The sequence below is a fragment of the Mesorhizobium yinganensis genome, from assembly GCF_040081985.1.
Lineage (GTDB): Bacteria > Pseudomonadota > Alphaproteobacteria > Rhizobiales > Rhizobiaceae > Kumtagia > Kumtagia yinganensis.
Genome location: NZ_JBEBMH010000049.1, coordinates 1 through 26,008, shown reverse-complemented (window position 1 = coordinate 26,008; position 26,008 = coordinate 1). Strand labels below are relative to the sequence as shown.

Sequence of the window (26,008 nt, the reverse complement as noted above, 5' to 3'; positions counted from 1 at the left end):
CGTGTGCGGTGAAGAACCAGTACCGATGAGCAGGCCTCGCTCTTGATAGCGACAAACCGCATGGAGGGACGTGTCACGGCCTCGCAGATTGCGGCCGCGTCCGCAGCATCCGTCTTCCCGCGCTTCACGTATGGCTTCACATAGGATGGCGGCATCAGGCGGACGTCATGGCCCATCTCCTGAAGCCTGCGCCCCCGGTCGTGAGAACCGGCGCAAGCCTCCATACCGATCAGGCATCGCGGACGCTTATCGAAAATCGCAAGCAACTGGCTGCGGCGAAGCTGCCGGCGCACGAGAACACGACCGTTCTCATCGACACCATGGATCTGGAAGACACTCTTTGCCAGGTCGATGCCAACTGTGGCAAGCTCGGACATGGATGGCTCCTTTGCTCGGGACGACGACATCCCAACTATGGCGCAATGCGACGCCGGGAGCAGGAGCCATCCATACCATCAATCGAAATGGCATTTGCCAAGCTCAAACACTGGCTGCGCAAGGCCGCCGCCCGAACCTACGACGATCTCTGGCGTGCCATCGGCAACGTATGCGACCTCTTCAGCCCCCATGAATGCTGGAACTACCTAAAGAAAACAGGTTACGTTGCATATTAATCGCCCGATGCTCTAACGCCGCACGGTGGGCTGTTTTTCGTCCCACCTCAGCGGCCACTATTTTGCACGAGATCGACCACTGCAACCGCTCCCAACGCGAGGATCAGCAACGTCGCGATGACAAGAGCCGCAGTTAAGAACGGCGAGTCTTCCATAGTGGTATCCCTACAAGCTGAAACCCGGCTGACGAGGCGCAAGGGGCTTTCCCGCCTCGCCAGCCGAGGTGGCTTCTGGAGGGTCGCCACACGCCGCATATCGCAACGGAACGTCGGACTGGCTAGAAGCCAAAACAGCATCGCGGAAATTTCTAAGTGACTGAAGCATCGATGCAACAACGCTCTGGACGGAGCCCCAAGTGCATCAGAGATTATCTGGTCCAAATAACGCGAAAGTTGTGGCATGATGCCATTTTGTTGTGCAGGACTATTTCATATTTTCAGCGCGTCCTCCCACTCGCGCTGTTCTCCCCGTGGAGGCTTATAGCCTCATCTCTGGCCGGAATTTACCGGCCATTTTTTTGGCAACGACTCGCAGGCTCAAGCATTTGATTGGCCTGAGCCGAGTTGAGCGTTGTGCCATGGCCGCGCGTGGTTGGTGGGGTAGCCCGGTGCCGGTGATGTTGCGAATCAGCGTAGCGGTCCTTTATGTGAACAGCAACCTCCAAGCTGCTGATATCCTCCTACACAAGTGGCCTTACGAAGGGAGGCGCAAAGCAACGGCACGCGACGCGGTCATGGAGGTATGGAGCGAGTCCATAACCGGATTGCGCTCGCCGGTGCTCAGCAGGCGTTCGCAGAGGGCGGCGCGGGAGGCGCACATTCTGATTGAGTGACATGTCGCTGGTTTCAGGCAGCCTGTTGAAAAGGCGAGGTGCCGATATCCGAAAAACAGCGGGGATAGATCGCGAGTAAAATCACGCTAACCCTCTGATCTTATTAGAGTGCAAGGAGCAACTTATCCCCGTCGCACGAAAGTGGCGGATAATGGCCTTCCAACTTGGAGGTCAGCATGGACATCGCCACACTCATCGCAACAGTCCTAACGGTTCTCGCCGGCCTGGCCGCTGCCTTACTCGTTATTCGCCCGACTTCCGGCAGGGTCGCCATAGCTCGGGTGTTCGCCCGTATCGCATTGCTCGGGGCCATTGCGTTATTCGCGTTGATCAGGGGATGATAATTTTCGCCGGCGTACGATGCTGGAGCTTCGAGAAAATGCGAAAAGGACGAGCGACAAGCCCCACATCACAGCCGTGGCATCACAAATGTTGCTACAGCGTTGCTATGTCACGAAAGTGGCACAGGAAATGCGGGTAAAAATCAATCAATAACAATATGATAGTTCCGATAGACAAAAGTCTGGCGGCAACCCTTCCGCGCCGAACATGCCGGAGGCGGCCGATAAATGCTCTCCCGAACCGCTGCCATCCTGGCTTCTGCCAAAGCGGCGCCGACGCCCGAGCCGAGCCAGCCAAAAGGCGGAAGTCGTGCGGCTGGCGGGATCGGAAACGCATCAGGAACCGACAGGGCGTAGACCCGGCATTCGACGGAAAAGCGATGAACTTTATCTCGGCCGTGACGATCATGGAATCTATTGCCCGCGACCAAGCTGCTATCCGGACAGGTTATGGGGCCGCTACAATTGGCCCTCTGTTGCTTGTCTTCGATCAAGGGACGAATGGCCTGCAGAAGGCTTACGTTTTCGAGACGACAACGATGTTAATCAGCACCCACTGTTCGGCAAAGCTCGTTTGTCAGACAATGTCGACATAGTCGCGCTCGAAACGGACGGCCCAGTTTTTATCTTCAGCCCGGAGGTGACGGTTGGCGGCTGGCGAAATGCACACCAACACTGCCCGGCTTCGAATGCCGGGCGAGGGGTGCAAAAGATGGCGGCGGGACCGCATTGTACCATGCTGTTTTGCTGATCACCCCTCCTGCATGGATTGAGACAATCGTATTATCTCTGGCCGCAGGGTGTTTGCTTGCTTGTTTCGGAATGACAAACGAAATGCGCGTGGCGACTGTCCGAACTGGGCCGAAAAAGCACGCGTGAACACCGACGGGTAGGAGAATCCGCAGGCAAGCGCGATGTCCTTGATGTCGCGTTCGTCGTAGAACAGCAGGCTGCGTGCCGCCTGCAGCCGTACGCGCATGTAAAGCTGGGCTGGCGTCTGGTTGAACTGCCGCGTGCAGTGGCGCTCAAGCGTACGCACCGATATGCCGAGCTGGCGCGCCAGCGCTTTCGGCGGCACCGGAAAATCCAGGTTCTCCTCCATCAGCGAGACGATCCTGCGCGACAGTGACGATCGCGCCTTGTCGGAGACATCGTCGTCGGTGCGCTGCGGATGGGTACCCTCGCGAGGGCTATGGATCAGTGCGTTGGCGACTTCGCGGGCAAGCACCATGCCTCGCAACGTACCGATCAGTTCCAGCATCAAGTCGAGCATCGCCACTCCCCCTGCGCAGAAGGCCAGTTGCCGGTCGATCAGGAAGATGCGGTTGCGGGTTGCGGCGCCCGGATAGTGCTCGAGATAGGACGGCGCCGCCTCCCAGTGCAGCACCAGTTCGCGCTCTCCTACCAGCCCCGCGGCGGCGACGGCGAAGGCGCCGGTATCTGCACTGACGATCATCGAGCCGTGGCGATAGGCGTTGCGCAGCGCCGCGAGCATGGCGGGCGAGATGTTCTGCGTTGGCAGGTTGCCTTCGAGCAACACTAGATAATCGCAACGGGGGAAATCTGAGAGCCGGTGCGAAGCGTGCACCCACATGCCATTGCTGGCCCGCACCGCCTCGCCGTCTTCCGAGACGATCGTCCAGCCGAACAGGTCCTGGCCGCTGTTCTGGTTGGCGATCCGCAGCGCCTCGGTCGCCAGCACGAAGGCATTCATCGGAAACTCAGGCTGCAGCACGAAGGCGAATTCGGGTCTGCGGCCGTGCCCGGGAAAATTCTGCGCGCTTTCGATCTTAACCTCCCGGGCGATGCGCGAACTGCCGCTTATGGTAAATTTGGTGACGTTCCAGATCAACGCGCTTGCCGCTATTTGCCCAACATTAGTGCAAGGCTGAGCTGTCTGGAAACGGACCGGCGCGGCCAGGGAACACAACAAGACCTGGAAAACGAGCGCAACGTTGCATGCTTCGCCGCATGCCGCGAGGGAGAAAGTCATGCCTGGACCAAAGTCGATCCTGTCGCCTTCCGCCTTGAACCGCAGAACCCTTCTGAAAGCCGCTGCAGCCTCCGGCGCGAGCCTGGCCGTGCCTTATTTCTGGACCGGCCGCGCCACCGCGCAGAGCCCGATGGAAATCGTCCACTGGAGCTGGCTGGCCGCCTCGGACGGCGAGGTTTGGGCGCAGATGATCAGCAATTTCAACGACGCTCACAAGGACAAGGGCGTCCAGATTCGCATGGAGGTGGTGCCGGAAGAGCAGTACGTCACCAAGGTCCTGGCCGCCGCCGCCACCGGCAAGGCGCCGGACTTCGGCTGGGGCACCGCCGGCAAGGGCGCGCAGCTTGCCCGCGACGGTGTCACCGTGCCGCTCGACGAACTGATCACCGCGGTCGGCCTCGACCTGGCCGACTTCAGCGAGTCCTCGATCAAGGCTTCACGTTACCCGAAATACGACAACAAGGTCTTCATGATCCCGATGGATCTGATGAGCCTGCAGCCGGAGATCAACATCGATCACGTCAAGGAGGCCGGCCTCGACCCGGCCAGCGCGCCTACGGATGGCGCGCAACTGCTCGAATGGGCCGAGAAGATGACCAAGCGCGAGGGCGACAAGGTCGTGCGCTCCGGCATCATGATGACCGGCGCCGGCGTCCAGCCCACCGTGACCTGGGGCATTGTGGCCGAGCAGATGGGTTTCCAACGCGCCAGCGACGATCTGAAGACGGCCTGCGTCAATCCGAATGCCGGCAAGGCGGCGATGCAGTGGGTGCTCGACCTTTTCGACAAGCAGAAGGTCTCGACCCGCGACGTAACCGACCGCTACAAGGCTTTCGGCACCGGCCAGGGCTCGATCTTCTGGACCGGCCCGTGGACCCTCAACGGCTACGTTCAGCAGAAGCTGCCGTTCAAGACCGCGCTGTTCCCGAAGATCGGCGACAAGCACGTCACCTATTTCGAGGGTGGCGGACTGGAACTCTACACGCAGGCCGATCCCGGCCGCCACGAGGCGACCATGCAGGCGGTGAAATGGCTGTCGGACAACAGCTTCCTGTGGACCACGGTCGGCCGCGGTGCCTCGCCGCGCAAGTCGATCCTGGAGCGGCCGGACTACAAGACTACCGGCAATCCCTGGGATATCCGCGGCGCCTTCGTCGACGGCATGTCGATCGCCACTGTCGGCGAAATCCCGGTCGTCGCGGGGCCGGATTTCACCATCTACTCCGGCGGCAACTTCCTGGCGAAGACGCTCGAAGGCGTCTGGACCGGGCAGACCGCAATCGACGCGGCCATGGAGCAGATCCAGGCACAATGGCAGACGGGCCTCGACGAGGGCTGATCTTCCCAACGGGCACTGCCTCAGACTGACATTTCACCGTAGCGGCGCGCGCCGCTACGGCTACTTGAATATACACGAAGTGCCGGAACGGCCTGACGATGACCCTTGCAACCCCACATTTCCGCCAAGAAGACGGCCCAGAGCGGCTGGGCATCGACCGCGCGGGTTATGTGCTGGTCGCCTTCTTCGCGCTGCCGTTCTTCCTGTTCAACATCCTGCCCGTCCTGTTCGGTTTCTACATCGCCTTCACCCGCTGGAGCATCGTCGGCCGGCCGAAATGGGAAGGCCTCAACAATTTCACCAAGGCGTTCAGCGACCAGTGGGTGGCCGTCGCCTTCAAGAACGTCTTGTTCTACGGCGCAATCATCGTCCCAAGCGTGACTGTGCTCGGCCTGCTGTTCGCGCTGTTCGTGAACAATCGCTATCCGCTTTCCAGCCTGGCGCGCACGCTGTTCTTCGCGCCGACTGTGGTCTCCGCCACCGTCATCGGGCTGGTCTGGGTGTGGATGCTCGACACACAGTTTGGCCTGATCAACCACTACCTGTCCTATCTCGGCATCGGCGACGTGCCATGGCTGACCTCGACGAGATGGTCGCTGGTGGGCGTCAGCATCGCTTCGATCTGGTGGGACCTGGGCCTCGCCTTCGTGCTGTTCCTCGCAGCCTTGCAGGACATTCCGGGCGAGATCGTCGATGCGGCGCGGGTGGACGGCGCCGGGCGCTTGCAGCGTTTCCGCCATGTGATCCTGCCGCACCTGCGGCCCGTCATCAGCATGGTGGTGACGCTGCAGCTGATCGCGACGCTGCGCATCTTCAGCCAGGTCTATGTGATGACCAATGGCGGGCCGGCGAGTTCATCGTCTTCGCCGATCCACTACATCTACACGCTCGCCATCGTGCGCAACATGTTCGGCTACGCCTCGGCGGTTGCCCTTCTGCTCTTCGCGCTGATCCTGGCCGTCACCATCGTGCAGCGCTTCCTGCTGAAGGAGCGCGCGTCATGAACGCCTGGATCGACGACAGGCTGGAACAGCGCGGGCTCGACCGGGCGGACCTGTTCATCTGGCCGCTCGGCATGGCGGTGGCCGTGCTGTGGGCGCTGCCCTTCGTCTGGATGGTGTCGACGTCGTTCAAATATCCGAGCGATGTGATGACCGTCGACATCGAATGGCTGCCGAGCCGTATCACCTTCGACAACTACGTCAAAGTGTTGGAGTATCCTGTGGTGCGCTGGGGCATCAACAGTATCGTCCAGGCGACGGTTTCGACCTTCCTTTGCGTGCTGTTCGGAGCGATGGCGGGCTACGCGCTGGCCCGCATGCGCTTTCCCGGACGCGATCTGCTTTTCTACGTGTTCCTCGCCTCGCTGATGATCCCGGTTGAACTGTCGGTGATCCCGCTGCTGCTCGGCTTCGTCAAGATCGGCTGGGCGAGCACGTTCCAGGCGCTGATCCTGCCCTCAATCGGCAACGTCTTCTCAGTCTACATCTTCCGACAGTTCTTCCTGTCCTTCCCGAAGGAACTGGAGGAAGCCGCGAAGATGGATGGTGCGGGGCCGTTCAACCTCTTCTTCCGCATCGCGCTGCCGTTGGCCCGTTCGCCGGCGATCGCGGCAAGCGTCATCATCTTCACGCTCAACTGGAACAACTTTCTCTGGCCGCTGCTGGTCACCTTTGATGAGTCCATGAAGACGCTGCCCGTCGGGGTCGCGGCCTTCACGCCGAACATCGGCACGCGCACCCAGATGGAGGGCTACAGCGTCGCCATGGCGGCCGTCACCATCCTCAGCATTCCGAGCCTGCTGCTGTTCCTGTTCCTGCAGCGCTACTTCATCCAGGGCATTTCCCAAGGCGGCATAAAACAATGACGGACCATAGGCACTTCAACGCCGAGCTTGCAGGCCGGCTGCCCGACCGGCATTTCATCGACGGCGCTTGGGAGAAATCCGCCAATGGCGCGACGTTCGAGACGATCGATCCGAGCGATGAAGAGGTGCTTGGCGAGGTTTCGCGCGGCGACGCTTCCGATGTCGATGCGGCGGTGCGGGCCGCTGATCGCGTCCAACGCGGCGCGTGGCGCCGGCTGGCGCCGGCCGAGCGCGGACGGCTGATCGCAAAACTTGCCGATGCGCTGGAAGCGGATGCCGAGCGTTTCGCATTGATGGAGACGCTCGACGTCGGCAAGCCGATCAAGGAATCGCTGGGCGACGTGCGTGGCGTCTGCGCGACGCTGCGCTACAACGCCGGCGCGGCCGACAAGATGGAAGGCGCGACCATCCCGCTCGGCTTCGACACGATCGACTTCACCATGCTGGAACCGGTCGGCGTCACAGCCCACGTCGTTCCGTGGAACTATCCGCTCGGCATGGTGGCGCGCTCTGTCGCACCGGCGCTGGCCGCCGGCTGCACCGCGGTAGTCAAGCCGGCCGAACAGTCGCCGCTGACCGCGCTCGCCTTCGCTGAACTCTGCAGGAAAGTCGGGTTCCCCGACGGTGTCGTCAATGTGGTCACGGGTTACGGCGAGGAAGCGGGCGCAGCACTCGTGTCGCATCCGCTGGTGCGCGGCATCACCTTCACCGGCTCGATCGAGACCGGCCGAAAAATCTATGCCAATGCCGCGCAGGGGCTGAAGCCTGCCGTGCTCGAACTCGGCGGCAAGAACCCGATGATCGTCTTCGACGATGCCGATCTCGACCGCGCCGCCTTCGATGCGCTGGACGGCGCGTTCGGCAACAGCGGGCAGGTCTGCTCGTCTTCGTCACGCTTCCTTGTCCATCGCTCCCTGCGAGAGGCGTTCGTCGAAAAACTCGCGACCGGAGCGGCAAAGCTGACGGTGGGGCGCGGCGTCGACAATTGCGACCTCGGTCCGCTGGTCTCGGAAGAACAGTACGGCAAGGTGTTTTCCTATCTCGACCAGGGCCGCTCCTCCGACGCGAGGCTGCGCCTCGGCGGCGGCCGGCCAAAAGACCTCGGCAAGGGATATTTCGTCGCGCCGACCGTCTTCGACGGCGTCGATCCGGGCAGCCGCCTGGCTCGAGAGGAGATTTTCGGTCCGGTCGCGGTGGTTATGGATTTCGAGACGCCCGAAGAGGCGCTCGCCATCGCCAACGGCCTCGGTTACGGCCTGGTCGCCGGCGTCTACAGCCAGGACATCTCGCGCGCGCTCTCGTTTGCGCGCGACATCGAGGCGGGATCGGTCTGGATCAATGGCTGGTTCATCGGCGGCGTGCAGGCCCCGACCGGCGGCATTAAGGACAGCGGCATCGGACGCGAGCGCGGCCTGCCGGGCATCCGCAACTACCTTTCGATCAAGAACATCGGAATCCGGCTCTGAGAGGGGGCAGGTGATGCCGGCTCCCCAAAGGCTCGGCCTGACCCGAACCCCGACCAACGCCTCGCCAACAAGACCAACGGATCATTCAAAGGGAAAAAAAATGTCCGTGCTGAAGAATGTCGAACACTACACGATTTACAAGGACGAGGAGCACTGTATCAACCAGATCGCTACCCGCCTGCTGAAGAACGGTGACATCATCGCCGTCTACAACGAGGAACGCTTTCCCTATCACCATGACAGCGGCCAGACGCTGATCGCCCGCTCGACGGACGCCGGCAAGACCTGGAGCAAGCCCAGGGTCGTGCTGCCCTGGTCGGACACGCAGGGCAACTGGGACTGCGGCATCTGCGAGATGAGCGATGGCACGCTGATCGTGAACCTCACCATCACCGGCTTCTTCAAGCGCGGCGTCAAGCCGGAACAGCCGTCCTGGAGCGCGCATCCGCTCACAATGGAATGGGGCGACTGGACATGGGCCTACAAGACGCAGGCGTGGCTCGGCACCTATGTGGTGAAGTCGACGGACGGCGGCGAGAGTTGGACGCAGCCCATTCCGGTCAATGTGCGCCCGCTAAAGCACGGCGGCTGCCGCAGCGGCTGCTGGGAACTGCCCGGGGGCTCGCTGCTGATGGGCCTCTATGGCCGTATCCATGGCTATGACGAGGAAGGCGAGGGCGAGAGCACGCGGTCGGCGCTGATGCGCTCGGACGACGGCGGCGACAATTGGGAATATTACGCGACGCTCGCCTACGACCCCGCTAGCATCATCGACTACGAAGAGCCCGGCCTTCTGCGGCTCACGGACGGCCGCCTGGTCTGCTTCCTGCGCACGCATGTCAATCCGAGCGGCGACGCCAAGAACATGGTCATGACCATTTCGAATGACGACGGCTTTTCGTGGACCCCGCCGAAGTGGACCAACATCTGGGGCTATCCGCCGGAACTCATCACGCTGCAGGATGGCCGCCACCTGATGGTCTATGGCTATCGGCGCCCGCCCTATGGCGTTCGCGGCATCATCTCGGAGGACGGCGTCACCTGGGACGTCAAGAACGAGTTCGTCATCCGCGAGGGTGGCGTGCCCGGCAAATCGAGCACGGAGAAGCCGGGATCGAGCCGGATGTCGCCGGCCTCCGGCAAGTATGGCGGCGGCCAGATCAACTGGGATCACCCCGGCGTCTACCAGCATATCGGTTATCCGAGCGTCGTGCAGGCCAATGACGGGACAATCGTCTGCTCCTATCACGAATGGAGCGACGACGAGCGCCCACTGCAATATGTGCGCTGCACGCATTTTCGCGTTTGAACCTGGCGCGTGATGACCTCGGTGTCACCCATACCCGGACTGGCGATGCACCATCAGGTGGTGCATCGCGACCCCTATGCCTATAGCGCGCATCCGCATCTGCTCGCGGCGGCGCCGGACAATTGGCTGCTGGTGTTCACGCAGTCGCGGCGGCGGGCGGGCACCGTTCTGCATCCGCCCCAAGACCCGCTCTACGGCAACATGATAGTCCGGTCGGGCGACGAGGGACGGACCTGGTCGCAGCCCTCCATCGTACCGGATTTCGGCTGGCAAGGCGTCGAATGCGCCGGACTGACGGCGCTGTCCGACGGCACGATCCTGCTCAATCAGTGGCGGTTCGGCTGGCACACCCTCGCCCATGCCGAGGCGCATATGGAGCCGGGAACATATGACAGGCCGGAAAGATTGATGGGCGCGAATGCCATGGCGGCGGAACTCGGCGACTGGACGCAGGAGCAGGCGACCATCGCCGAACGATTTCCCTGGGTGCGCGCCGGTGGCGAGACCTGGGTGCACCGATCGGTCGACGGCGGCCGGACCTTCACGGCGTCCAGCCGCATCGACACCGCGCCGTTCACCGGCGGCTATGGCATGCGCGGCGCAGTCGAGGTCGACGGCGAGATCATCCTGCCGCTGTCGGATGTGCCTCACTATCAATCCGTGTACGTCGTGCGCTCGCGCGACGGCGGCGAAAGCTGGTCCGCGCCGAGCCTGGTTGCTTCCGGCGACGGCCACGCCTTCGAGGAACCGGCGCCGCTGAAGCTGCGGTCGGGCCGGGTGGTGATTTTGCTGCGCGACAACGTCACCCGTATCTTGCATGTCGTCCAGTCCGACGATGGCGGTTCCACCTGGAGCGCGCCGACGCCGACAGGCATCCCGGACTATCCTGCCGATCTCGTGGAGCTTGCCGACGGCCGCATCGCCTGCGTGGCCGGGCGCCGGCGTCCGCCCTTCGGCATCACGCTCTATCTGTCCGAGGACGGCGGTACGACATGGAATGCCGACCGGCCACTGTCCGCGAGTTCCGGCCTGCCCAACCGGGACCTCGGTTATCCGTCCGTCGCGCTGCGGGCCGACGGCAGCCTGTTCGTTGCCTATTATTGCCAGGACGGCGATGGCGTGACCGGCATAGAGGCAAGCATGCTCGCGGCCGACTGGTCCTACTCCCGCCGTCAGGGAGGCGTCGATGGCCAGCGTTGAACTGCAGAACGTCAGCAAGCGCTTCGGCGACTTCGAGGTCGTCCGTGATGTCGACCTGTCCGTCCGGCATGGCGAGTTCGTCGTTTTCGTCGGCCCGTCCGGCTGCGGCAAGTCGACCCTGCTGCGCATGATCTGCGGGCTTGAGCCGATCAGCGGCGGAAAGGTCATGATCGGTGGCAAGCCGATGCGTGGCGTGCCGCCGGCCAAGCGCGGCGTCGCCATGGTCTTCCAGAGTTATGCCCTCTATCCGCACAAGACAGTGGCACAGAACATGGCGTTCTCGCTGCTGATGCAGGGTATGGCGAAGGCCGAGCGTGACAAGCGCGTCGCGGCCGTCGCGGAGACCTTGCAGTTGAAGCACCTGCTCAACCGCTTACCCAAGGAGCTTTCCGGCGGTCAGAGGCAGCGCGTCGCCATCGGCCGCGCCATCGTGCGGCAGCCCGAAGTGTTCCTGTTCGACGAGCCGCTGTCCAACCTCGACGCCGAACTGCGCGTGCAGATGCGGCTGGAACTGGCAAAGCTCCACCGGGCGTTGGGGGCGACCATGATCTATGTCACCCACGACCAGACCGAAGCGATGACGCTCGCCGACCGGATCGTCGTCTTGCGCGACGGGGTCATCGAGCAGACCGGCACTCCATCGGAAATCTACGACGCACCGAAGAACCGTTTCGTCGCCGGTTTCATGGGCTCGCCGAAGATGAGTTTTCTCGAAGCCACCGTGCGCGAGACAAATGGCAAGAAGGTCCTGCTCGACATTGCCGGCACGTCCGGCGGACGGATCGAACTGGACGTCGAGGAGCCGGCGCGCCTTTCGCCGCAGGTCATCGTGGGGCTGCGGCCCGAGCATTTCTTCCCCCGCGTTCCAATGGGCCCACGGCTGGCAGTCGACATCGAATTCGTCGAGCGGCTGGGCGGCGAGAATTATCTGCACGCGCCCGGGCATGCAGCGGGCGAATTGGTTATCCGCCATGCCGGCGACGAAGGGCCCGCCGCCGTTCGCGGACCGGCGGAGATCGCAGTGGATTGGACGAAGGCGCATCTGTTCACGGCCGATGGCAGCGCGGTGGCGCGGCGGCCAGCGCAACAGCCTAGGCAATGAATTCGGCAGGACCCGCTTGGGTCGCCGCGAAATGAAATGGAGATGGTCTTGGATTTCGAAGATGTGAAAGCACGGCTCGCCGGCTGTTATGTGACTGTTCCGACACCGTTCGAGGACAGCGCCGGCCTGCCGGTCAACTATTCCGCGCTCCGGCAGTATGTTCGTTTCCTGCTCGACAACGGTTTGAACGCCGACTACGCGACGCTGCTGTCGGGCGGCGCGGCCGGCGATTTCTCGACGATGCTGTTCGACGAGCGTATCAAGGTCGCCGAGACCATCGCCGACGTGGTGCAGGGCAGGGTACCGCTCGCCTTCGGCGGCCAGTCGACCAGTACGCTCGAACTCGTGCGGTTGGCCGAGGCGGCGCAGTCGATGGGGTTCGACTTCATGCAGGTCTCCTGCCCCTTCTATTTCACGCACACCGAAGCGGACTTCGAGGAATTCGTGACCGCCGCGGCCAAGGCCGCGCCGAATGTGGGCATCATCGTCTACAACACCTTCTGGACCTCGACGAACCTCTCCTCGGGCATGATCGAGCGGCTCTCCGCCATTCCGAACATCGTCGGCCTGAAATGGGCGACGCCGCGCACGGATGCGATGGAGTTCGAGGACGTGACCTCGCATTTCTCCAAGCGGTTCACGATCATCGACAACAATCTGTTCTTCCCCTACTCGGCCATGCCGTCGCTCGGCGCGCGCGCCTTCGAGGTGCATCTCTGCAACTACTGGCCCGAGTGGGGCATCAAGCTGATCGATGAGGTCAGGGCGAAAAACTACGCCGAGATCGCCCGAATGATGGTCGACGAGGCGATGCCCTTCTACAAGCTGTGGGTGAAGATCGAAAAGGAATTCACCAGCGGCGATGGTTATCTCGACAAGCTGTGCATGGAACTTGTCGGCCTGCCATCGTCGCGCTGCCGCCCGCCCACCCGCGACGTGCGGTCGCTTTATCGCCAGGCTACGCTCGATATGATGCGCCGCAAGGGTGTGCCGCGTCTTCTGGAGAAAGCCGCCTGATGGCCGTTCCCGCCAACATGATCGTGCTCGATGCCGGCGACAATGTCGGCGTGGCTCTGCGTGACATCGCAGCGGGAGAGTTTGCGGTGGATGCGGCGGGGCATGGCATCAAGGCGGACGAAGCGATCCCCCAGGGTCATAAGATCGCATTGGTCAAGATTCGTGCTGGCGAGAAAATCACCCGTTTCGGCGTGCCGGTTGCGGTTGCCGTCCCGGACATCGCGGCAGGGCGGCTGGTTCATGTCCACAACGTGAAGAGCCAGTATCTGAACAACGATCACGATCACTATGAGTGAGATTGCGATGACATCCGGTCTCGAAATGGATTTGGGCCGCATGCGCGGCTTTCCCCGGCAGGACGGCCGCAAGGGCATCCGCAACTTCGTCGTCGTCGCTTATCTGGTCGAATGTGCGCATCACGTGGCGCGCCAGATCGCGCAGCCTTTCCAGGCCGAAGGCTGCCAGCTCATCGGTTTTCCCGGCTGTTATCCGAGCGACTATGCCGAGCGCGTCATGACGGCGATGTGCACGCATCCCAATGTCGGCGCCGTACTGCTCGTCTCGCTTGGCTGCGAGGAATTCCGGCGCGGCGCGCTGCTCGATGCGGTCAAGGCATCGGGGCGTCCGGCCGAGTTGATGGTGATCCAGGAATGCGGCGGCACCCGTGCCACGATCGCCGATGGCCGCGCCTGGGTCGAGCGGACGCTTGCCGAATGCAACGCCGCCCCGACGGTTCCGATCGGTTTCTCCGATCTCGTCATCGGCACAAAATGCGGCGGCTCGGACGGGCTGTCCGGCGTGACCATCAACCCGGCCGTCGGACGCGCCTTCGATCGCCTCGGCGCTGCCGGCGCGATGCTGATGTTCGAAGAAACCTGCGAACTCATTGGCTGCGAGGAACACATGGCCGGCCGCGCGGTGACGCCTGAGCTTGGTGAAGAGCTGCGCAACGCCGTGCGCAAGGCCGACCGCTATTACACCGACCTCGGCCACGGCTCGTTCGGCGGCGGCAACATCAAATACGGCCTGTCGACGCTGGAGGAGAAATCGCTCGGCGCCTACGCCAAGAGCGGCCGCGGCCCGATCGTCGGTATGCTGAAGCCGGGCGACCGGCCGAGCGCGAACGGGCTCTATCTCATGGACACAGTCAATGACGGGCCGGTGCGTTTCGGCATCCCCAATATCAACGACACCCAGACCATAACAGAGATGGTGGCGAGCGGCTGCCACCTTATCGTCTTCACAACGGGCGCCGGCTCGGTCGTCGGGCAGGCCGTCGCGCCGGTTCTCAAGGGCGTGTCAAATTCGCGCGTCTATCAGCGCCTGTCCGACGACATCGACGTCAATGGCGGGACGATCGCCGACGGCGTCGAGAGCATCGACCGGGTGGGCGAGCGCATCGTCGAGCGCATCATAGCCATGGCTTCGGGTGAGCCGAGCAAGTCCGAACTGCTCGGCCATCAGGAGTTTTCGCTGTCCTACAAGACCTACGAGCCGATCGGACCGGCCTGCCTGCCGCTTTGAAGTGTTTTCACGTCCCGCTGCGGCGGGATCAACAAGAGGGAGAACGGGAATGAAACGGAAGAGCCTGCAAGTCTCACTGGTTGCGCTCGCGCTTGGCGCGTCCGCGACCGCCGCCTTCGCCGACGACGAGGTTCGCCTGCGCCTCAACTGGATGTATTATGGTTCGCATGCCGGTTTCGCCTACGGCCTCGACAAGGGCATCTACAAGGAGGCCGGCATCGATCTCGACATCCGCTCGGGCAACGGCTCGGGCTCGGCGCACCGGCTGGTCGCCAATGGCGACAGCACCTTCTCCTACGGTTCCTGCGCCTCCATGGTGAACCTTGCCGCCGGCGGCGCGCCGCTGGTGTCCGTCGGCGTCATCGACGCCATGGGCACCGAGGCGGTCATCGTCCGGCCGGACGCCGGCGTAAAGTCGATCACCGACCTGAAAGGCAAGACGATCCTGACCACGGCCAATGCCGGCGTGAACACCTTCTTCCCGGTCGTACTCGAGGCTGCCGGGCTGAAGGAAGGCGACGTCTCTGTCACGAACGTGCCGGACGGCGCGCTGGTGTCGAGCTATCTGCAGGGCGCTGGCGGTTCGGTAGGCATTCTGGGCGGCCTCGACGATAAGCCCGCCGAGATCAAAGCCAATGGCGGCGCCGATCCCGTCACCTTCCCATACTCCGATTTCGGCGTGAATCAGGTCGGCTATTGCATCGTCGCCAATACCGAGACGGTCAAGAACAATCCCGACCTTGTTAAGCGCTTCATGGCGGCGACGGTAAAGGCCTACAAGGAAACCGAGGCCAACCCGGATGCGGCGATCGCTTCGATGGCCGACATCGTCGGCGGTTCGATGGCGGAGGATCAGGGCAAGGCGCAGGCGCGCGCCGTGCTCGATGTCACCTTGGGCATCCTCTACTCCAAGGCCAACACAGACAAGAAGCTCGGACTGAACGTCGCCTCCGACTGGGATGAGATGCTCGCACTCATGAAGAAATACAACGACCTCAAGACCGACCAGCCGGCGACTGCGTTCTATACGAACGAGTTCCTGCCGTAAGCCGGGACTGGAACGCACCGATGGCCTCCGGCATCGACATCAGTTCGGCCATGAAGGTCTATGGCGACGGGGCGAACGCTGTTCACGCCTTCGGACCCTCGACCCTGTCGATCGAACCTGGTGAGTTCGTTTCTCTGGTCGGTCCGTCCGGCTGTGGAAAATCCACCTTGATGTTGATGATCGCCGGGCTACTCGATTGCTCATCGGGTTCGATTTCCGTCGAGGGCATCCCGGTGAAGGGGCCGCAGACCCGCATCGGAATCATGTTCCAGGACAACACGCTCGTGCCCTGGCGCACAGTGACCGGCAACATAGAACTCCAGCTCGAACTGCGCGGGCTGCCGGTTTCGGCGCTTCGCGGCAAGATCGACCAGCTCATACGCTCGGTGGGGCTGGACGAATTCGCCGGTCGCTATCCCTATGAATTGTCCGGCGGCATGCAGCAGCGCGCCGCCTTCTGCCAGACTCTCGTGCACGGACCGGGCATCCTCCTGCTGGACGAGCCGCTCGGAAAGCTCGACGCCATGACGCGTGAAAACATTCGCCGCGACCTGCAGAAATTGTGGTTGGCCGAGCGGCCGACGGTCGTGTTCGTAACCCACTCGATCGAGGAGGCGGTGCAGCTTTCGACGAAGGTTTGCGTGGTGACGCCGAGGCCGGGCCGCATCGAGCGCGTAATCGACATCGATCTTCCGTGGCCACGCGATCTCGATGTGAAGCGCAGCGCACGCTTTGCGGCCTATGCACGCCAGATCGAGGAAATCTTCCATGACTATGGCGTCCTCTGAAAAGCCCGGCCCAGTGGGCGGACTGCTCGCGCCGCTTTTCCGGCTGGTGCGCCGGTCATGGCTGTTCCTGCTGTTCTTCGTCGGCTTCTTCGTCGCCTGGGAACTGGCGATCGACGTCTTCGACATAAAGGCCTACATCCTGCCGCGCCCCAGCGAAATCGTCACACGCGGCTGGGCCGACATCGACAAGCTGCTCTATTATACCTGGATAACCGGCGTGGAGAGCGTACTCGGCTACGTCGTCGCGGTGGCGGTGGCGTTGCCGCTCGGGCTCGCGATCGCTTTCTCGCCATTCCTGCGCCAGACGATCTATCCTTTCTTTGTCAGCCTTGAGATGACGCCGAAGATCGCCTTCGCGCCGCTCTTCATCTCCTGGCTCGGCTTCGGTCTGTTGCCGAAGGTGATCATCGTCTTCCTGGTCTGTTTTTTCCCGATCGTGCTCAATGCCATCCTGGCCTTCGGTTCGCTGAGCGAGGAACTGGAGCGCTTCGTGCGGGCGACCGGCGCAAGTCCGCTGCGCACCTTCTTAAAGGTGCGGTTGCCGGCGGCCATGCCCCAATGTTTCGTCGGCTTCAAATACGCCGCCATCAACGCCACGGTCGGTGCGACGATCGCCGAGTTCATCGGCAGCGACCAGGGGCTCGGCTTCTACATCCAGATCGTCACCGGCAACATGCGTCCCGATCTCGCCTTCGCCGGCATATTCCTGCTCACGCTGCTAGGCCTCGCTCTGTTCGGCGTCGTCACGCTGGTCGAGCGCCTGCTTATCCCCTGGCACATCTCACAGCGCCGCGCGCACTGATTTCACAGGACAATCGATGATGATTGAAATATTCGATCCGAAGGCGCTGCGTGGCTTCACCGGTGCGGTTCTCGCCAAGGTCGGCGTCCCACGCGAAGCAGCCGATGCCGTGGCCGAGGGGCTCGTCGAGGCCGACCTTTACGGCCATGCCACGCATGGGCTGGCGCTACTGCCCGACTATGTCGAGGAGATTGAGAACGGCACCATGGCGGTCGAGGGACGGCCGCAGGTGGTCAGCGATTTCGGCGCGATCACACTGTGGGACGCCAGGCGCCTGCCCGGCGTCTGGACGACGAAGCTGGCCGTCGCAGAGGCGGCGGCGCGGGCGAAAAAATTCGGAGTGGGTGCGGTCACCGTCCACCATAGCCATCACATCGCCTGCCTTGCCGCCTTTCTCGAGGAGCCGGCGCGGGCGGGAAAACTGGCGCTGCTGTTTTCGTCCGATCCGAGCGACGCGCATGTCGCGCCCTTCGGCGGCACGACCCCGGTGATGACACCCAACCCGGTGGCCGCGGGGATCCCTGCGACGCCCGATCCGATCCTGATCGACGTCAGCACCTCGATCACCACGGCCGCCATGTGCGGCCGGGCACGCAGCGAAAACAGGCCCCTGCCCGGCAAGTGGCTGAAGGACAAGCATGGCGACGCTACCGACGATGCTTTCGTCATGAAGGATGGCGGCTCGATCCTGCCGATCGGCGGTCTCGACCACGGCCATAAAGGCTACGGACTGGGATTGCTGGTGGAAGCCCTGACGCAGGGGCTCGGCGGCTTCGGCCGCGCCGACGGGCCAAAGGACTGGGGCGCGGCCGTGCTGGCGCTGGTGTTCGAGCCTGCCGCCTTCGGCGGCATCGACGCCTTTGTCCGCCAGACCGGCTGGCTCGCCGACGCCTGCCGCGCATCCGACGTGCCGGAGGGCGCGCCGCCGGTACGCCTGCCGGGCGCCGCAGCGCTTGCCCGTAAGGCCGCGGCAATCGCCGAGGGGCTGCCGCTCGACGAGGCCCGGCTTTCCGGGCTGCGAGCGCTCAGCAGCCGGCTTTCCATTCCACTGCCTCCCGCCACCTGACCCAGACGAGAATTTTCCGATGACCGCGAGCAGCGACGCAGCCCGTTACCACGACATTGCCGGCAGACTGACAATTCCGTCGCTCGCCTTCATCGGCGGCGCGTTCGTGGATGCCCGATCAGGCAGGAAATTCGAGTCGATCAATCCGGCAACGGGCGCCGTTCTCGGCGCGGTGGCGCATTGCGACGCGGCCGACGTCAACGCAGCCGTCAAGGCGGCGCGCCGGTCCTTCGAGGACGGAGTCTGGTCCCGCGCCGCGCCCGACCCGCGCAAGGCGGTGCTGCTCAAGCTTGCCGATCTGGTGCGCGCCCACAAGGAGGAACTGGCGGTTCTGGAAAGCATCGACAGCGGCAAGACCATCCGCGATTGCCTGCATGAGATCGGCAACGAGGTGCCGACCTTTTTCCAGTGGTATGCCGAACTGATCGACAAGAGCTTTGGCAAGATCGCGCCGACCGCCGACAACGTCGTGGCGATGATCGTCAAGGAGCCTGTCGGCGTCGTCGGGCTGGTACTGCCATGGAATTTCCCGCTGCTCATGGCCGCCTGGAAGCTGGCGCCGGCGCTCGCCGCCGGCTGCTCCGTGGTGCTCAAGCCGGCCGAGCAGACGCCGATGACGGCGATCCGGCTTGCCGAACTCGCCGTTGAAGCCGGCCTGCCGGACGGCGTGCTCAACGTCGTCCCCGGCCTAGGCGAGACGGCGGGCGAGGCGATCGGCCGCCACCCCGACATCGACGTCGTGTCCTTCACCGGTTCGACCGAAGTGGGCGGCTATTTCCTGAAATATTCGAGCGAGAGCAATCTGAAGCCGGTCGGGCTTGAAATGGGCGGCAAGAGCCCGCTCATCGTGCTGGACGATGCGCAGATCAGCGACGATCTCGTCTCCAACGCCGTGTCCGCTGCATTTTGGAACGGCGGGCAGAACTGTTCTGCCAACATGCGCCAGATCATCGACCGCAAGGTGAAGGACGCATTTCTGGGCAAGGTGCTGGAGAAGGCAGGCGAGTTGAAGCTCGGCGACCCGCTCGATCCGGCGACCGACATGGGCGCGATGGTGACGGCGGAGCACCGTGAGCGGGTGCTGGGCTATATCGGCAAAGGCAAAAGCGAAGGCGCGAACTTGCTCGCGGGCGGCGGACCCGCCGACCTGCCGGGCTATTTCGTCCAGCCAACCGTCTTCGACGACCTCAGGCCGGACATGGTCATCGCGCGCGAGGAGATTTTCGGGCCGGTGCTGGGCGTGCTTCCGGTATCGGGCATCGAGGAGGCGCTGACGGTCGCGCGAGACACCGAGTACGGACTGCATGCCTCCGTCTTCACCAAGGACATCGAACGTGCCTTCCACCTCGCCAAGCGCCTGCCCTGCGGCACTGTCTCCATCAACGCCTTCTCCGAAGGCAATGTGACGACGCCGTTCGGCGGCTACAAGCGGTCCGGCTCGCTGGCGCGCGACAATGGTGCCGAGGCGATGGGCCAGTACATGCAGACCAAATCGATATGGTTGGCATTGAAATAGCTGCTGCGCACGGGATTTGGCTCGAGTTCGGCATGGCAAAGTGAGCAAGTGAAGCCGGCCTTGAAGAGCTTGTGCTAAGATATCTGTAGCCTCAGCATCCAGCGTCGATTTGGCAGAGAATGTTGGATTTCAGGTCCTCTCCCTCCGCCACTGCACACAGCGACAACATTCTCCGCTCCCAGGATGAGAGCCTGAAACGGCGCAGAATTCCGGCTTTTTTGAACAAAGGTGTGAACCAGACGAGCCCGTGTATTCACGGATTTCGCTCTCTCATCGCGGATTTTCTCCAAAGCTGGTGACTTGGCAAATTTAGTACCCAGGTTCCCGATGTAACGAAATCAAGGCCTTAATGACTGTCTAGAGGCGTTAGAGTTTGACTTACCTCCGGAGTGGCGAGGGCATCTGTGATCGAAATTTTCGCGACATGCGTGCTGCCGCTGCACCAGCGGCTTGTGCCGACATTTTTGCGCCGACATCATCATCCTTTCGGGAGAAATGACGCTTCTGCTGTATTCGAGAATCATCGCGCATGTTGAATATTGTCGGGTAAACCTGACGGATGACGGAAATTAGCATCCCGAGCATCACATCCCTAACGTTGCAGCCTGGCGACCTGCTTTGCCTGAAGCACATTTCGAGATGGCGCGGCGAAGTCGCATCCTATTATAATCTTCCCAAATGTGCAGTCGCCTTGGGGCGGCCCTTTCCCGGTGACGATGACGATGGAAAATCCTGGGCCACTTTTGAGAACCAGCGACAACCTGGAGATTCGGGTTCTCGGAAATTTTGAGGTTCTGCTGAGTGGAGAGCAGATCGAACTCCCTCCATCGCGTAAAACTAGAGCATTGCTTGCCTATCTTGCGGTGACCGGAAAATCGCACCAACGCGAAAAGCTCTGCGAAATCTTCTGGGAAATTCCCGATGATCCGCGCGGCGCCCTGCGCTGGAGCCTCTCCAAGATACGAACCGTCTTGGGCGATGAAGGCGACGTGCTTCAGTCGGACCGCAATGCAGTGGCGCTGAGGGCGAACGGAAGTCTCGATCATGCACGCATCGCCGGCCTGATCGGGGTCGAGCTTGACGGGCTCTCCATCGACGAGCTCGTCGACGCCGTGCGCTGCATTCGCGGACCTTTCCTGGCTGACCTCTATCTGGACCAATCGCCGACCTTCGAGGCATGGCGGGGTGCGCTTGCGAGCGAGGTGGAAATCCTCGAGGTCCGTCTGCTTCGGGAGCTTGTCGAGCGACTGGCCGGCGAGCCGCAGCGGGCACTGGCCTTTGCCCAGCGCCTGCATCAATTGTTGCCCGAGGACGCCGATATCGCGACCGAAATAGTCCGCCTGAGCGACTGCGCACGCGCTTCCGCGGCACACGCGACCGTTTCTTTCGCTCCGGTGCGAGCCGCCGAACATCCAATACCGGCCACAGTGATGCAGTCCGCTGCCGTGAAATCATCGGATCGCGATCGCGAGGTGCGCTTTTGCAAGGCGCGCGACGGTGTGCGGCTGGCCTATGCGATCTCGGGACGCGGGTCGCCGATCCTGCGCGCAGCTCACTGGATGTCGCATCTCAACTACGACTGGGACAGCCCGATCTGGCGGCATTGGATAAAGGGCCTATCCGAGAACAACACCCTCGTTCGCTATGACGAGCGCTGCAACGGCTTGTCCGAATGGAACGTCGCGGATGTCAGCTTCCACGCGATGGTGTCCGATCTCGAACATGTGGCCGACGCAGCCGGACTGGAAAGATTCACGCTGCTCGGAATTTCCCAAGGCTGCGCCCTGTCGGTCGCCTATGCCGCGAGACATCCGGAGCGGGTGTCCGGCCTCGTGCTCTACGGAGGCTATCCCAAGGGATGGCGGGCGCGTGGCGATGCCGGCGAGATCGCGACGCGCGAGGCGCTCGCGACGCTGATGCGGGAAGGGTGGGGCAAGAGCAATCCGCTGTTCCGGCAGCTCTTTTCGTCCCTGTTCATCAAGGGTGCCGGACCGGAGCACATGGCATCCATGGATGAACTCCAGCGGCGCACCATGACGCCCAACGACGCCTGGCGCCTGCAGCAGACTTTCGCCGATATCGATATCTCGGGACTGCTGAGCCAGATTTCCGTGCCAACCCTCGTCCTTCATGCGCGCGACGACGCTGTCGCCCCGGTCGAATCCGGGCGCACGCTGGCCGTTGAAATACCCGGAGCCCGGTTCATCGAGCTCGACAGCCAGAATCATATTCTCCTCGAAGGCGAGCCGGCGTTCGAGGAGTTCATGGGTCACTTGTCGGCTTTTGTCGCGGCCACGGCCACGCGCGGCCTGTCGCTCGTCCGGCGCAGATCCTGAACGACATCAGGAGCGGTCAGGCCGACTGTTTATAGACGTTTCCGCGTCCACTGACCGCGCTTCCGATCTCGGAACGCGCAAGGCCGATATCCTTCAACATATCGTCCGGCATCGCCATCAGCCGGATGCGTGCCTGCCGGTTGCGCCAGAGGCGTCGAAGGCCGCTCAGGCCGTTATGTGCTGCATCGAACATTTGCTGTCTCCATGGTTGGTGTCGTTGCGACCTCCTTCTTGCAGGGTCTCGTGGAAACCAGCGTGGGAACGAGCGTGGAATTGTTGCGTGCCGACCGTTTTTGACCGTTTCAACGATAGATCGGCCAGATTCTACGATGGTTTCCACGGTCGCTAACACGATTGAAGCCGACTGAAGCGGCCGGCGAAACGAGGCGCGACCGCTCCCAACGGCCCAACACCTCCGACGATCAATCAGCCCAGGCGCGCCAGCCGGGCGATCGGGCATGCATGCCCATGGAGAGAAAAATGTCTGCGATCGTAACCTTCGACTATATCACGAACACTCCCGACCTGGACGTGTTCGATGACGAACTGCTCATCCCCAACAACCCTTCGTCTACGACCCTGGCGAACGGCAACTTCATCACCGTCTACAATGACGGCGACGGCGAGGTGATGGAGACCCATGTGTTCACGCCCGGCGGCCAGGAGGTCGCCAACGAGACCGTCATCAATCTGAAGGACGCATTCTTCGACCCGCTGCGTTCCTTCGACAGCGATGTCGCGGCCCTCAAGAACGGCGGTGCAGTAGTCACTTACACCGATGCAAGCGGGTCTTCGTCGTTGATTCGGGGTCAGTTCGTCGACGCGGCCGGCAAGGCGGTCGGCGACGGCTTCGTCGTCAACCCCGGCCTTGCCGACACAAGCAACACCAAGGTCGCGGCATTGAACGATGGCGGCTTCGTCGTGACCTACCAGAACCGCTTCAACGGTTCGGCGACCGACAATGACATTCATGCGACGGTCTTCAATGCCAATGGAACCGTCCGCATCGCCATCATCACGTTATCGGGAGACTTCTCCAACGATCAGGGGGCGGATGTCATCGCCCTTGCCAAGGGGGGCTTCGTCGCGACCTGGACACGGGTCGCCGCAAACGGCTCGGGCGACACGCTGATGAAGGTCTTCGACGCCAACGGCGTTGCCAAGAGCGGCGAATTGTCAATCGATGGCGGTTCCGGCAACAGCCGCGACATGACGGCAACGGCCCTTGCCGACGGCGGCTTCGCGGTCGCCTATACCGACAACGCCTTCGGCAGCGGCACCGACGATATCGGCATAAAGATATTCAATGCCGATGGAACGAGCCGCAGCGGCTTCATTCTCGCCAATGCCGGCGATACCAGCGGCGTGCAGAGCCAGGCCGCCATCACACAGCTTTCCAACGGCTTCCTCATGGTGTCGTGGACGGACGTCGCTTCGCAAACCAGCCGCTTTACTGTGCTCGACACGGCCGGCAAGGTGATCCTTGCGCCGCAGGACATGTTCTCGGCGTTCGAGAACATCACCGAGACGACGCTGACGGCGCTGGCCGGCGGCCAGGTCGCAGCGCTCGGCACCGGGCATGATCAGGACGGCAGCACGTCTATCTCCGGCCAGGTCGGATCGGTCATCCGACAGACCATCGGCGACGGCACGAGCGAGACATTGTCCGGCGACGATCTGACCGACATCATGGTCGGCAATGGCGGCGACGACACGCTGAAAGGTCTGGGTGGCAACGACACGCTCAATGGCGGCATCGGCAACGACACGCTCGATGGCGGCAAGGGCATCGACAAGATGATCGGTGGGACCGGAGACGACACCTACATCGTCGACAATGCCGCCGACCAGACCATCGAGGCTGACAATGGCGGCACCGATACTGTCCTCTCGTCGGTGAGTTATGTGCTCTCTAATTTCGAAAAGGTCGAGAATCTGGCGACCACCAACTCCGCCGGCACCGGCGCGATCAACCTGTTCGGAAACTTCCTCGACAATGTCATCACCGGCAATGCCGGCGCCAACCAGCTTGAAGGCGGGTCGGGCAACGACACGCTGAAGGGTGGCGCGGGCGCCGACAGGATGATCGGCGACGCCGGCAACGACACCTTCTTTGTCGACAATGCCAAGGACGTGATCCTGGAATCGAAGGCGCAGGGCACCGACCTCGTTGCCAGCACCGTGAGTTATGTCCTGTCGGCCGGCGCCGAGGTTGAGACATTGCGCACGACATCCATTGGCGGCACTGCGGCAATCGACCTGACCGGCAACGAGTTCGCCCAGACGGTGTTGGGAAACGCCGGCGCAAACACGCTGAGTGGCCTCGGCGGCAACGACTTCGTCCAGGGGCTGGCAGGCAACGACAAGCTGCTGGGCGGCGACGGCGACGACAAACTGTCGGGCGGCCTAGGTTTTGACAAGATGGGCGGCGGTGCAGGCAAGGACGCCTTCCTCTTCGCGGCGCTCGCCGAATCGGGCATCGGCGCGGCCAAGGCGGACCAGATCACGGACTTTGCCCTAGGAGACAAGATCGACATCTCCAAGATCGACGCGATCACGGGCGGCGGCGACAATGCCTTCAAGCTCGATGTAGGCGGCGCCTTTGTCGCCGGGGAAATTCACCAGACCCTCTCCGGAGGCAATCTCGTGATCGATTTCAACGTCGACGGCGACGTTGCTGCGGAAATGTCGATCGTTCTCGTCGGACAGACAAGCCTGCTCGCCGCGGGCGATTTCATCCTCTGACTATGGTCGCCGTGCGACCAAGCCAGCACGCGGCTCGCGCGCCGCGTGCTGGCGTCCACAATTTTCAGCATCGGTCCTTCAAAGTGCAGATTCCGATATCGCCGGGCGGATCGGTCCGGGTGGGACACACCCGAACCTGCCAGTCAACCCAACTGCACGAAGTGCTGGAAAACCGACGCTTGCTGCAACTCGCGACTTAGCGAGGCGGATAGTTTAGGGCGCTCGTCTGCCAGTAGAATTTCCACTCTCCGGTCCGGAGCTTGGAGTAAATCTTGCAGACCCGACCCTTCCACTGGAAATCCTCGCCGTTTCGGCCGGCTGCCTGACATGGTGAAGCTTCACGCCTATTCCGAGCTTTCCGGCTGCGCGCATAGTATCCGCTTCGAACGGTAGATAATCCGCCGACAGCGGCGCCGACGCCTGCCCCTTCCGCCGCATTACTCTCCTCGTCGCCGCTCCGCCCAACAATGCTGATATCGGCGCTGGGAATTTCTGCGTCTTCGAGAGCGCGAACCGCTCTGTCCGCCTGTTCGCGTGAATCGAATAGTCCCGTAATGATCCGCATTAATTTTCTCCTTACTGCACCGCTTAGAAGCCTTACCTCGCAGAAGCGTTCCCCCTGACAGAGATTATAGATGCATGAACGACAAGTGTTTGCAGGATGCTCGCACAATGAGTTCGAAGGTCATTGTCGCCGAGAAGCTACAAAGCGCGCTCAACTGCCGGAACCGGACGACAAGCCTTGCATTGAGGGAGAAGCAATTGTGCACCTTCTTCCAAGGGAAAAGCCATGGCCAAGCCATCTAGCCGGTCGTCCGGCAAGACCGAGACGATTCATGACCAGAAGCTCGAGCGAGGAAATGGGGGTGAGCTACATCAGACTGCGACAGGAAATACGCCGACTCTAAGTGTCCGTCCGGGAGCTTTGTGAATCGGTGGAATCGGTTAGCTGATTTGGGGTTGTAGGGTTTGAGTCTGCTATGATTCCCTGATTGGCGCTGATTCGAAAGGAAGCGCCGATGTGGACGGTTGAAAACCGGGCTCGCTACAACCGCGATCACCTGCGTTATCCGAGCGACCTTACGGACGAAGAGTGGGCTGTG

General features: G+C 62.4%; 22 protein-coding genes and 1 pseudogene. 20 read left to right on the top strand and 3 right to left on the bottom strand.

From position 1 onward, the window contains the following. Positions 1-377, bottom strand: a 377-nt coding sequence (locus ABMA59_RS35185; RefSeq protein ID WP_349010006.1) for an IS110 family transposase, incomplete at its 3' end; no start/stop codon positions are given. An 814-nt stretch (positions 378-1,191) separates the two neighbouring features. Between ABMA59_RS35185 and ABMA59_RS37480 the strand changes: the two genes are divergently transcribed. Together ABMA59_RS37480 and ABMA59_RS35175 are read left to right on the top strand one after the other, a co-directional pair. Continuing rightward, complete coding sequence (locus ABMA59_RS37480) at positions 1,192-1,446, top strand: DUF982 domain-containing protein (RefSeq protein WP_425476050.1); 255 nt, start codon at positions 1,192-1,194, stop codon at positions 1,444-1,446. Positions 1,447-1,622: 176 nt separating this feature from the next. Then, positions 1,623-1,787, top strand: a complete 165-nt coding sequence (locus tag ABMA59_RS35175; RefSeq protein ID WP_349010005.1) for a hypothetical protein — start codon at positions 1,623-1,625, stop codon at positions 1,785-1,787. A gap of 751 nt (positions 1,788-2,538) precedes the next feature. Here ABMA59_RS35175 and ABMA59_RS35170 read toward each other — a convergent pair. Next, a complete protein-coding gene (locus ABMA59_RS35170) occupies positions 2,539-3,639 on the bottom strand; it encodes a GlxA family transcriptional regulator (protein ID WP_349010004.1) in 1,101 nt (366 codons plus the stop codon). A gap of 139 nt (positions 3,640-3,778) precedes the next feature. Here ABMA59_RS35170 and ABMA59_RS35165 point away from each other — a divergent pair, with 139 nt between their 5' ends. The 16 genes from ABMA59_RS35165 (at position 3,779) to ABMA59_RS35090 (ending at position 22,160) form a co-directional block, all read left to right on the top strand. Continuing rightward, the gene (locus tag ABMA59_RS35165) at positions 3,779-5,119 is read left to right on the top strand and encodes an extracellular solute-binding protein (protein WP_349010003.1); all 1,341 of its coding nucleotides are present in this window, start codon (positions 3,779-3,781) and stop codon (positions 5,117-5,119) included. Between the two features lie 98 nt (positions 5,120-5,217). Next, on the top strand, positions 5,218-6,123 hold the full coding sequence (locus tag ABMA59_RS35160; RefSeq protein ID WP_349010002.1) for a carbohydrate ABC transporter permease: 906 nt from the start codon (positions 5,218-5,220) through the stop codon (positions 6,121-6,123). Further along, a complete protein-coding gene (locus tag ABMA59_RS35155) occupies positions 6,120-6,986 on the top strand; it encodes a carbohydrate ABC transporter permease (RefSeq protein ID WP_349010001.1) in 867 nt (288 codons plus the stop codon). Before ABMA59_RS35160 ends, ABMA59_RS35155 begins: the two co-directional genes overlap by 4 nt. Further along, complete coding sequence (locus ABMA59_RS35150) at positions 6,983-8,452, top strand: aldehyde dehydrogenase family protein (RefSeq protein WP_349010000.1); 1,470 nt, start codon at positions 6,983-6,985, stop codon at positions 8,450-8,452. The genes ABMA59_RS35155 and ABMA59_RS35150 overlap by 4 nt, the downstream gene beginning before the upstream one ends. A gap of 100 nt (positions 8,453-8,552) precedes the next feature. Further along, the gene (locus tag ABMA59_RS35145; RefSeq protein WP_349009999.1) at positions 8,553-9,761 is read left to right on the top strand and encodes a sialidase family protein; all 1,209 of its coding nucleotides are present in this window, start codon (positions 8,553-8,555) and stop codon (positions 9,759-9,761) included. Positions 9,762-9,782: 21 nt separating this feature from the next. Further along, positions 9,783-10,961 carry an exo-alpha-sialidase gene (locus ABMA59_RS35140; protein WP_349009998.1) on the top strand — a complete coding sequence of 393 codons (1,179 nt, stop codon included), beginning with the start codon at positions 9,783-9,785 and terminating at the stop codon, positions 10,959-10,961. Further along, positions 10,948-12,063, top strand: coding sequence for an ABC transporter ATP-binding protein (locus tag ABMA59_RS35135; RefSeq protein ID WP_349009997.1), 1,116 nt, complete (start codon positions 10,948-10,950; stop codon positions 12,061-12,063). Before ABMA59_RS35140 ends, ABMA59_RS35135 begins: the two co-directional genes overlap by 14 nt. Before the next feature lie 48 nt (positions 12,064-12,111). Next, complete coding sequence (locus tag ABMA59_RS35130; protein ID WP_349009996.1) at positions 12,112-13,080, top strand: dihydrodipicolinate synthase family protein; 969 nt, start codon at positions 12,112-12,114, stop codon at positions 13,078-13,080. Then, positions 13,080-13,376, top strand: coding sequence for a UxaA family hydrolase (locus ABMA59_RS35125; protein WP_349009995.1), 297 nt, complete (start codon positions 13,080-13,082; stop codon positions 13,374-13,376). Before ABMA59_RS35130 ends, ABMA59_RS35125 begins: the two co-directional genes overlap by 1 nt. A gap of 7 nt (positions 13,377-13,383) precedes the next feature. Further along, the gene (locus ABMA59_RS35120) at positions 13,384-14,604 is read left to right on the top strand and encodes a UxaA family hydrolase (protein ID WP_349009994.1); all 1,221 of its coding nucleotides are present in this window, start codon (positions 13,384-13,386) and stop codon (positions 14,602-14,604) included. 49 nt (positions 14,605-14,653) lie between these two features. Beyond that, positions 14,654-15,652, top strand: coding sequence for an ABC transporter substrate-binding protein (locus ABMA59_RS35115; protein WP_349009993.1), 999 nt, complete (start codon positions 14,654-14,656; stop codon positions 15,650-15,652). Positions 15,653-15,672: 20 nt separating this feature from the next. Then, positions 15,673-16,440 (top strand): ABC transporter ATP-binding protein, encoded by a 768-nt coding sequence (locus tag ABMA59_RS35110; RefSeq protein ID WP_349009992.1) that lies wholly within the window; start codon positions 15,673-15,675, stop codon positions 16,438-16,440. Further along, complete coding sequence (locus tag ABMA59_RS35105; RefSeq protein WP_349009991.1) at positions 16,421-17,242, top strand: ABC transporter permease; 822 nt, start codon at positions 16,421-16,423, stop codon at positions 17,240-17,242. The genes ABMA59_RS35110 and ABMA59_RS35105 overlap by 20 nt, the downstream gene beginning before the upstream one ends. Positions 17,243-17,258: 16 nt before the next feature. Then, on the top strand, positions 17,259-18,308 hold the full coding sequence (locus ABMA59_RS35100; RefSeq protein ID WP_349009990.1) for an Ldh family oxidoreductase: 1,050 nt from the start codon (positions 17,259-17,261) through the stop codon (positions 18,306-18,308). A 19-nt stretch (positions 18,309-18,327) separates the two neighbouring features. Continuing rightward, positions 18,328-19,824, top strand: coding sequence for an aldehyde dehydrogenase (locus tag ABMA59_RS35095; RefSeq protein ID WP_349009989.1), 1,497 nt, complete (start codon positions 18,328-18,330; stop codon positions 19,822-19,824). Positions 19,825-20,669: 845 nt separating this feature from the next. Continuing rightward, complete coding sequence (locus tag ABMA59_RS35090) at positions 20,670-22,160, top strand: bifunctional AfsR/SARP family transcriptional regulator/alpha/beta hydrolase (protein ID WP_349009988.1); 1,491 nt, start codon at positions 20,670-20,672, stop codon at positions 22,158-22,160. A gap of 16 nt (positions 22,161-22,176) precedes the next feature. Here the strand turns inward: ABMA59_RS35090 and ABMA59_RS35085 are convergent, their stop codons facing one another. Then, a complete protein-coding gene (locus ABMA59_RS35085; RefSeq protein WP_349009987.1) occupies positions 22,177-22,353 on the bottom strand; it encodes a DUF1127 domain-containing protein in 177 nt (58 codons plus the stop codon). A 287-nt stretch (positions 22,354-22,640) separates the two neighbouring features. Between ABMA59_RS35085 and ABMA59_RS35080 the strand changes: the two genes are divergently transcribed. Both ABMA59_RS35080 and ABMA59_RS35070 read left to right on the top strand, forming a co-directional pair. Continuing rightward, positions 22,641-24,905: a beta strand repeat-containing protein gene (locus ABMA59_RS35080; RefSeq protein WP_349009986.1), complete on the top strand. Its 2,265-nt coding sequence runs from the start codon at positions 22,641-22,643 to the stop codon at positions 24,903-24,905. Positions 24,906-25,924: 1,019 nt separating this feature from the next. Next, positions 25,925-26,008 (top strand): annotated as a pseudogene (locus ABMA59_RS35070) (IS5/IS1182 family transposase); the annotation flags it as partial.

What these genes read in the sequence shown, in the direction of transcription:
- ABMA59_RS37480 (WP_425476050.1), top strand. Translation starts at nt 1,192, where the DNA reads ATGGCCGCGCGTGGTTGGTGGGGTAGCCCGGTGCCGGTGATGTTGCGA.
- ABMA59_RS35175 (WP_349010005.1), top strand. Translation starts at nt 1,623, where the DNA reads ATGGACATCGCCACACTCATCGCAACAGTCCTAACGGTTCTCGCCGGC.
- ABMA59_RS35165 (WP_349010003.1), top strand. Translation starts at nt 3,779, where the DNA reads ATGCCTGGACCAAAGTCGATCCTGTCGCCTTCCGCCTTGAACCGCAGA.
- ABMA59_RS35160 (WP_349010002.1), top strand. Translation starts at nt 5,218, where the DNA reads ATGACCCTTGCAACCCCACATTTCCGCCAAGAAGACGGCCCAGAGCGG.
- ABMA59_RS35155 (WP_349010001.1), top strand. Translation starts at nt 6,120, where the DNA reads ATGAACGCCTGGATCGACGACAGGCTGGAACAGCGCGGGCTCGACCGG.
- ABMA59_RS35150 (WP_349010000.1), top strand. Translation starts at nt 6,983, where the DNA reads ATGACGGACCATAGGCACTTCAACGCCGAGCTTGCAGGCCGGCTGCCC.
- ABMA59_RS35145 (WP_349009999.1), top strand. Translation starts at nt 8,553, where the DNA reads ATGTCCGTGCTGAAGAATGTCGAACACTACACGATTTACAAGGACGAG.
- ABMA59_RS35135 (WP_349009997.1), top strand. Translation starts at nt 10,948, where the DNA reads ATGGCCAGCGTTGAACTGCAGAACGTCAGCAAGCGCTTCGGCGACTTC.
- ABMA59_RS35125 (WP_349009995.1), top strand. Translation starts at nt 13,080, where the DNA reads ATGGCCGTTCCCGCCAACATGATCGTGCTCGATGCCGGCGACAATGTC.
- ABMA59_RS35120 (WP_349009994.1), top strand. Translation starts at nt 13,384, where the DNA reads ATGACATCCGGTCTCGAAATGGATTTGGGCCGCATGCGCGGCTTTCCC.
- ABMA59_RS35115 (WP_349009993.1), top strand. Translation starts at nt 14,654, where the DNA reads ATGAAACGGAAGAGCCTGCAAGTCTCACTGGTTGCGCTCGCGCTTGGC.
- ABMA59_RS35110 (WP_349009992.1), top strand. Translation starts at nt 15,673, where the DNA reads ATGGCCTCCGGCATCGACATCAGTTCGGCCATGAAGGTCTATGGCGAC.
- ABMA59_RS35105 (WP_349009991.1), top strand. Translation starts at nt 16,421, where the DNA reads ATGACTATGGCGTCCTCTGAAAAGCCCGGCCCAGTGGGCGGACTGCTC.
- ABMA59_RS35100 (WP_349009990.1), top strand. Translation starts at nt 17,259, where the DNA reads ATGATGATTGAAATATTCGATCCGAAGGCGCTGCGTGGCTTCACCGGT.
- ABMA59_RS35095 (WP_349009989.1), top strand. Translation starts at nt 18,328, where the DNA reads ATGACCGCGAGCAGCGACGCAGCCCGTTACCACGACATTGCCGGCAGA.
- ABMA59_RS35085 (WP_349009987.1), bottom strand. Translation starts at nt 22,353, where the DNA reads ATGTTCGATGCAGCACATAACGGCCTGAGCGGCCTTCGACGCCTCTGG.
- ABMA59_RS35080 (WP_349009986.1), top strand. Translation starts at nt 22,641, where the DNA reads ATGTCTGCGATCGTAACCTTCGACTATATCACGAACACTCCCGACCTG.